Source organism: Petrotoga halophila DSM 16923 (genome assembly GCF_002924615.1).
This window is the reverse complement of sequence record NZ_JALY01000114.1, coordinates 1-5,116: the sequence shown is the minus strand read 5'-3', so window position 1 is coordinate 5,116 and position 5,116 is coordinate 1. Positions and strand designations below refer to the sequence as shown.

Genomic DNA, 5,116 nt, shown 5'->3' with positions numbered 1-5,116 from the left:
AATAAATCCAGGGACGATCAACTTTCCAGATAGATCGTATTCGTCTACATCTCCCAAATCCACCGTGGTTGAATCACCTGGGGTGAGTAAGTCTTCGATCTCATCTTTGTCTATTAATATATCAAATTTTTCTACATCATCATCCGCACTAATTAAAACATACGCATTCTTCAAAAGCTTTTTAGACATATCCACAACTCCTTTGGTTGTTTTCATTGATATTATACTATAAAATATTGTTTGTGAGATGATTTTTAAAAGGGAAAAGAATACGAATAGGTAAAACAAGTAATTCTAACTTCATTAAAAATTACAATAAAAAAATAATAAAAATGTAAATTTTTTTGAAAAAAGTAAATTTTTTGTGGTACAATAATATTAGTGTTAATATAACGTGACTTTGATAAAGCCGAGGGGGGTGGTAGAGAAGAGAAAAGTTAACAAAGACGTTTTTTGTAGAAGTTTTTTGATTTACTTTTTTCAAAGAAAGAGCTTACAAAGTTGAATGGGGGTGAATTATGGTATGAAAAAGTATTGGTATGTTGTGGTTTTAGCTGTTTCATTATTGCTGTTGGCTGGATGTATCCCGACTGAAGAACCTGAAGTAACACCCGGGACCTTTTTAGTAGTAGCTTACAACGCAGGACCTGTAGTTGAGGGAGCGAACGTTGTTGTGAAATCAGGCAGCGATGTGTTAGCTCGGGGTATGACAGATGAGGATGGAGAAGTAACCTTCGATGTTACTGGTTTCCCCGAAAAAGTAGACGTTGAAATAAAAAAGGATGGTTATGGGATTAGTAAAATAGAAGGTTTAAAAGTTGCTGATTTTGTAAACAACGTCAAAGAAGTACAAGTGAGAGAATCTGACTTGAGTCCCGACCCAGACGAAGAAACTTTTCCAGAAATTAATCTGACCTTTTATTATCTTAATGGAAATCCTATGGATATAACCCAACCTGCAACTGAAGATTTCTTGTTGAGGGTAGATGTTGAATCTCAGAACTCTCCATACATAATTTACGCAAAAATTAGCGGAGATCCAGGAGCAGGATATTTTGGGCCAAGAGAATCCGCTCCTGATACAAGAACAGCTACATTCACAATGAATGTTTCGTACTATAATGGAGAAGTTCCTTTGTATGTTGAATTTGTCGATTACAACGACAACATGGTTCAGAAAATTGAGTATTTAACAATAAACAGAGAAGTAGAAGAGGTAGAAGAAGAACTTTTTGTTCCACTTAGCTGGGCAGATTTGGGATATGTGAATTTAGTTTCATACACAAGAAATCAGGGAGTAGAGTTCTATAGTAAAGATAATCTCGTAGAAATGATGTCTGAAAAATTCGATTCCACAACTAATAAGTTACCACAAGAATTTAACCCTATGAAAAACTTTGGTAAAAGTTTAGAAGCTGCACCTGAAGGAACGAATTTGTGGGTAGAAATAAGTTGGGTTGATTTTGATACATTAGATTGGTACGGATTTATTGGCCCTAACGTAATACGCCCCGATGCTTATAACGTTTACAGATCTTTTGATGGAGTTCACTACACAAAAATAGGTATTGCTGAATATGGCTACTTCTTAGATCCTTCAGCACAAAATGCACCTAATAAAGAGGTATGGTATGCAGTAAGTTCGTATAGGGGAAATGAAGAAAGTGAACTCGTTGAATTAGGTTCTATTGTCCCACTTGATAGTTTTAACGTTGATTTAAAATCGCCAGCTGACAGAGAAAAAGATGTTTCAAGGCAACCCACTTTTGTTTGGGAACCTACAAAGGAACTAACTTCTCCTGAATCTGAGGTGGAATACTACTATACGATGTGGATATACGACTTAGTACAAAGTGAAAATTACATACTTCCAGGTATTTTAGAAGAGTCAACGCTTTTCGTGTATGATTTTGTGACTTTAGGAGCTGAAGAAGTTTCTGTCACATTCCTTGGAAGCGAAGGAAGCTCTGAATACGATGATTTGAATTGGTTCTTATACTTGCCAGATGGAATATATTACTATGAATACGATAAGTTAGAACCCGCCAAAACATACGATTGGGGAGTAGATTATGCATACGCCATTTCTTATGATGTAGACAGTGTTGCATACTCAATAGCTATTGATTATGGATGGGGTATAGATCCTTTAGGCGGTGTAATGCCTGAGATGCACAATGAATTTACTACAGGTAATTAAGAAAGGGGGTTAAGTGAATATGAAAAAGCGTTTTTCGATAATAATTGGTTTGGTCGTTTTGTTAACTTTTATTATTTCTGGTTGTATGAATTTGAACATAAGTGATGTAATCAATAATGATACTTCAGAAACCGATTTTTCTGGTTCCGAAAGTTATTTACCTTCTTTTAAAGAACTTTCAAACAGGAAATTTAATAACGATGAGTTAGTTGTGGGATATGAAGCGGGTGCTAATGTAGAAGAAATAATAGCGGAGAATTTCAAAGGAGCAACTATTGAAAGAGAAATTGATAAACTCAATGCAGTATTGCTAAAATTAGATACCGATATTATGGATGTAGAAAAGGCTTTTGAAATACTGAAAGGGAAAAAGATAGAAGGTATCAGATACGTTGAACCAAACTATACAGACAGGGAAATACCAGTTATTAAAAGCACAGATTCTAATATTATTCAAAAAGAAACGGGAAGTAGCACATTGAATCAAGTAGAGGAAGGTTATCCAGATTACAAGGAACATCAATACGCTTTGGATTTAATTGGCGCTGAAACCGCATGGGAAAAAGCTACTGGTGCTGGTGTAACTGTGGGGTTATTAGATACAGGAACAGACGGGACACATCCTGATTTAGAGGGTCAGTTGGTAGAAGGTTATGACCCTTATGAGGATACAATTATTAATCCAGAAATCGATTATGACTCTGATGGACACGGCACACACACAGCGGGCATAATAGCTGCAAAAAATGATGAGAAGGGTATAGTTGGATTAGCTCCAGATGCAAAGATAATGCCTATAAGAATATTTAACCCTGGTTACATTGGTGATTATGCAGTAGCTGCTGGAATAGTTTGGGCTGTAGATAATGGTGCAGATGTTTTGTCAAACAGTTGGGGGGGCGGAGGATATTCAAACATCCTAAAAGATGCCTTTGATTATGCTCTTACCAATGACGTAGTTGTTGTTGCCTCTTCTGGTAATGACACAACCGACCAATTTTGGCACTATCCTTCTGCTTATACAGGAATTATAGGCGTTGCAGCAAGTAATGCGGTTGATGAAATAACTTATTTTTCATCAAGAGGAGAATACGTATCTGTTGCGGCACCAGGGAACAACGTCATTTCATCTATTCCTGTTAGGTTAGCTGGAAGTGAAGGAGTAGAAGGTGAACCGTATGCTTATTGGGCTGGAACATCGATGGCATGCCCATATGTTTCTGCCTTAGCTGCCTTAATTAAAGAAGAATATCCAGACGCCAATGTGTACCAGATAAGAAAGATGATCGAAGAGGGAGCAGTGGATATTGATGAGGATGGTTACGATACCGCTGCAGGATATGGAAGAATTAGTTCTGCAAGTCTGGACCTTGATCCAAATGTTTACGAAGCAGGGGCTTTGGCAGTTTTAGCAACATCGAAGAGAAACCATGATATGGATTTAGCAGGGGTAAATGTAACTTTAGAAAATAAAGAAACGGGCAAAAGATATTATGGCAAGACTAATGATTCCGCATATGAATTGTTCGCTGGAATTGAACCAGGAGATTATGAAGTTATTATTGGTGGACCTGAGTATTTGTATTATAATGCGCCAAATTTAAGAATGGAAGAAGAATTGGGATATGTTACTGAAACTACTGTGGCAGCAATAAACTATGAAGACTTAATTGATCCTATTATCAATGATATACCAAGAATTGAACAAGAATTTGAAACTACTGAATTTGAGCTAACCTTAGGAACAGTAGATACTTTTGGTGGAACTCTCACAATAAGCTTGATAAATATTTTCCAGGAAACAATGACAAACTTCAATTTGTTAAGCGAATCTGCTACCTCAACAAATCTCTTAGCGGCCATAGATGAAAAAGGTCATGATATTTATTGGTATTTTTTAACCTACCAATATGAACAAGCTGATGGTGAAGATGATATATCTATCTATGTTGAGGGAGAAGTATCTATGAATGGTTATCCTATTCCGGTTTTCTGTGAAGTTACTCCAGATTCAACAATTGGATTTATAGATGAATATGGAGGAGCTGGATTATGGTGGACTGTTTACTAAAGCAATAAGATTGGGGTCTTCGGATCCCAATTTTATTTAAGAGAAAGATCTGATTTTTCAATAGAGGAGGTTTTTAAAGATGACTACACCTCAGATAATTTTAGTAATTTCGTTAATTGTTGTGGCGGTTGGCTCTGCTTTTTTCTTATTATCCCCATCATTACAAAATGAAACAGGGGTTGAACAAGAAGTTATTCAAGAACCTGCTCAAGGAGTAGGAATAGATAAAAAGCCTTTAGACGCTTACACCTTTGACAAAGGAGAAGGTATGGAGAATTATAAGGTTTTAGATTGTTATTACAAGAGTCAAATACCTGATGTGATAATCAAAAAAGAGGATATTGTAGTTAACAATGTAACAGGAGTTCCATTTGTTGTTTGTATTAGTGCAGGCGAAAGAAAAACTGGAGGGTACAATCTTTCTTTGAATGATATCAGTATAAACAGAGATAACTTTCAAATCTTTATAGATTTGTTTTTAAAGGTGCCAGCTAAAGGGGAAATGGTCACACAAGCGTTTACTTATCCTTCAATAGGGGTGGAAATTAACGAAGTTTTGGATGTTGGAGAATGGGAAGTAATTGTGACCATTGAACAGAAGAATGGTGACCCATTGTTGTTGAGAAAGGGTTTTACATTTTCTAATTAATATTTTTAAGGAAATATCTAGGTTTTATATTTTAAAAAATTGGGAGACGCCCTGATTGGTCGTCTCCTCTCAATAATTTTTTATTGTCTTTATAAAAGTCGTTATAGCGCCCTTCCCCCGCTCCCCACCCATAGGGAAAAAGGAAATGGTTTCGCCCCGCTGCCCGCCCATAAGGAAAAAGGAGTTGGCTTTGCCC

General features: G+C 36.4%; 3 protein-coding genes and 1 pseudogene. 3 read left to right on the top strand and 1 reads right to left on the bottom strand.

The window, feature by feature from the left end:
- Positions 1–189, bottom strand: a pseudogene (locus tag AA81_RS05125) (amidohydrolase); the annotation flags it as partial.
- Between the two features lie 334 nt (positions 190–523).
- Here AA81_RS05125 and AA81_RS05120 point away from each other — a divergent pair.
- The 3 genes from AA81_RS05120 to AA81_RS05110 all read left to right on the top strand — a co-directional run bounded on the left by AA81_RS05120 (position 524) and on the right by AA81_RS05110 (position 4,920).
- Positions 524–2,200: a hypothetical protein gene (locus AA81_RS05120; RefSeq protein ID WP_103898433.1), complete on the top strand. Its 1,677-nt coding sequence runs from the start codon at positions 524–526 to the stop codon at positions 2,198–2,200.
- Between the two features lie 19 nt (positions 2,201–2,219).
- Positions 2,220–4,271, top strand: a complete 2,052-nt coding sequence (locus AA81_RS05115) for a S8 family serine peptidase (protein ID WP_103898432.1) — start codon at positions 2,220–2,222, stop codon at positions 4,269–4,271.
- Positions 4,272–4,350: 79 nt separating this feature from the next.
- The gene (locus AA81_RS05110) at positions 4,351–4,920 is read left to right on the top strand and encodes a protease complex subunit PrcB family protein (RefSeq protein ID WP_103898431.1); all 570 of its coding nucleotides are present in this window, start codon (positions 4,351–4,353) and stop codon (positions 4,918–4,920) included.
- The last annotated feature ends 196 nt before the right edge of the window (positions 4,921–5,116 follow it).

What these genes read in the sequence shown, in the direction of transcription:
- AA81_RS05120 (WP_103898433.1), top strand. Translation starts at nt 524, where the DNA reads ATGAAAAAGTATTGGTATGTTGTGGTTTTAGCTGTTTCATTATTGCTG.
- AA81_RS05115 (WP_103898432.1), top strand. Translation starts at nt 2,220, where the DNA reads ATGAAAAAGCGTTTTTCGATAATAATTGGTTTGGTCGTTTTGTTAACT.
- AA81_RS05110 (WP_103898431.1), top strand. Translation starts at nt 4,351, where the DNA reads ATGACTACACCTCAGATAATTTTAGTAATTTCGTTAATTGTTGTGGCG.